At 39.3% G+C, this 2,596-nt stretch carries 2 protein-coding genes; both read left to right on the plus strand.

Annotated features, from left to right (window positions below; all coding sequences use genetic code 11):
• The first annotated feature begins 41 nt into the window (after nt 1–41).
• Complete coding sequence (locus G2999_RS10890) at nt 42–314, plus strand: HU family DNA-binding protein (RefSeq protein WP_010181788.1); 273 nt, start codon at nt 42–44, stop codon at nt 312–314.
• Between the two features lie 148 nt (nt 315–462).
• Nucleotides 463–2,343: a SurA N-terminal domain-containing protein gene (locus G2999_RS10895; RefSeq protein WP_010181790.1), complete on the plus strand. Its 1,881-nt coding sequence runs from the start codon at nt 463–465 to the stop codon at nt 2,341–2,343.
• Nucleotides 2,344–2,596: the final 253 nt, after the last annotated feature.

The raw sequence follows: 2,596 nt of genomic DNA on the forward strand, positions 1-2,596 counted from the left end.
ACAAATTTATAATTTCATAAAATAAATGTAGGGGATCTTACGTGAACAAATCTGAACTAATCGAAAAAATTGCTGATGCAGCAGATATTAAAAAAGTTGAAGCTGGTCGTGCGTTAGACGCATTCATTGAAGCAGTGACTGCAGAACTAAAAGCTGATGGTACAGTACAACTAGTTGGTTTTGGTACTTTCCAAGTACGTGAGCGTGCAGCTCGTACAGGTCGTAACCCACAGACTGGTGCAGAAATTCAGATCGCAGCTGCTAAAGTACCTGCTTTCAAAGCTGGTAAAGCACTTAAAGACGCTTGTAACTAATACAAACGACTTCATCTTGAAAAAGGCTCTTTTTAGAGCCTTTTTTATTGTCTAAACACCACGTAATCAGTGGCGATAATGTGCATATTCGTTTATCATGCAACGCTAAAATTTTAACAATAACATCCTCACGGAGTTGGCAGAACTTATGTTAGAGAGAATGAGAGAAGGACTACAAGGTCCTTGGGCTATGATTATCGTAGCGTTAATTGTATTAAGTTTCGTATTTGCTGGTGTTGGCAGTTACTTAGCTTCGCCTGTAGATACAGCCGCAGCAAAAGTGAATGGCGAAGATATTTCAGCTCGTGCACTTGATCAAGCGTATCAAAATGAACGCGCACGTCTAGAATCACAATTTGGTGAAGGGATCAGTAGTTTGTTTGCTAATCCAGAGTACTTAGCTAATTTTCGTCAAGGGATCCTTGAGCGCCTAGTGGCAGATAAACTTGTTGAACAAAAGGCACAAGCGTTAGGTTTACGAGTATCGGACACACAAATTAAAGATACCATATTAAGTATGCCGGAGTTTCAAGTAGGCGGTGTATTTAACAATGATCGTTATTTGGCAGTATTACGCCAAGCAGGTTTCCAAGTTGATGATTTTAGAAATTATATGCGTAACACAATGACAAAAGAACAATTGTCACGTGCACTACTTGCGACCGATTTTGTTGTCCCAAATGAAGTCATTACACAGTTAAATTTAGGTCGTCAAACGCGCGATGTAAAATACGCAACGATCCCAACAGCTAACTTTGCAGACACTATTGAATTATCTGATCTAGATATCACTAATTATTACCAAACGAACATTGATACATATGATACTCAAGAGCAAGTGAGTATCGAATACGTTGAATTGAAGGTGTCTGATTTAATGGATGGCGTTAATGCCACTGATGCGCAAATTGAAGAGTATTATCAGTTTAATATTGCAAACTATCGCACAGAAGCACAACGTCGTGTATCGCATATTTTGATTGAATCAGGTGACGATACCGCAGCTGCTGAAGCAAAAATCGCAGAAGTGCAAGCTAAGCTTAATGCGGGTGAAGATTTTGCAGAACTAGCAAAAACATATTCTGATGATACATTTAGTGCTGAAAATGGTGGTGATTTAGAGTTTATTACTATTGGTGATTTAGATCCTGCTTTTGATGAGGCTGTTTTAGCACTAGAAAATGTTGGCGATGTTTCAGATATTGTAGCCACTGATTTTGGTTTTCATTTAATTACATTAACGGATTTTACTCCGGCAGAGGTGACTCCTTTTGTCGATGTAAAAGATGAGATCGCTGAAGCGGTCAAGCTGGAAATAGCGACAGAAGCATTTTTTGTTCAGCAACAAACCATGGCTGAACTAGCGTTTGAAGTGCCTGATACCTTAGAGGATGTTGCTTCAGCTGTTGATAAAGCCATTGTCAAAACGCCATTATTTTCAGCAAGTAACGTTCCGCCAGCATTAAATAATAGTGCAGTATTAGCGAACGCATTTTCTGCTGAATTTATTGAAGAAAACATGAACTCTGATGTGATTGAGCTAAACGATGAGCATGTATTGGTAATGCGAATAGCACAATACGAACCGCAGCGTACACGTAGTCTTGAGGAAGTAAAAGAACAAGTGGTAACGGCTTTGACGACTCAAAAATCTCAAGAGGCTGCACTGGCTTATGTGAACCAAGTGATTGCTGCATCAAGTGAAGAACAAGCTAACTTATTAAGTCAGCAAGGACTAGCACTGACTGAATTATCTAGTGTGCCGAGAGAGGGCTTAGAAGGTATTGACTCTGCTGCAGTAGAGGTGCTTTTCACACTATCCCAAAGTAACGCTCAAGCTGCTGTGACGCTTCCATCTGGTGATGTTGCAATGGTTGAGTTAGTCGCCGTCAATGACGTAACTACGCCTGATACTGAGTTAGGTGAACAGTTACGTAATCGTATGACAGGCCAGCGTGCTCAAAACAGCTATCAAGCATTTGTAGATGCATTGACAGCCGACGCTGAGATTGTTTACTTAACTAAATAATAGAAAAGCACTTACCACTGTCTATTTAGGTACGGTTAAAAAATAAAAAGGCGTGACTCATATGAGATACGCCTTTTTTATTGCTCGTTAATAAATAATCAGAAATAAACTACTGATGTTGAGTAACTATCATTAGCACAGTGTAAAAAACAGCAATGACACTAGAAAACACTAAAATATATAAGAAGCCTTGTTTACCTTGTTTGAGTGTGAAGTCATTGGGCCCTCAAATAGATCACCCAAATAATGCTTA

Source organism: Glaciecola sp. HTCC2999 (assembly GCF_000155775.1).
In the GTDB taxonomy this organism is placed as follows: Bacteria; Pseudomonadota; Gammaproteobacteria; order Enterobacterales; family Alteromonadaceae; genus Opacimonas.

Excerpts from the sequence above, each read along its gene's own strand:
- G2999_RS10895 (WP_010181790.1), top strand. The coding sequence starts at position 463 with ATGTTAGAGAGAATGAGAGAAGGACTACAAGGTCCTTGGGCTATGATT.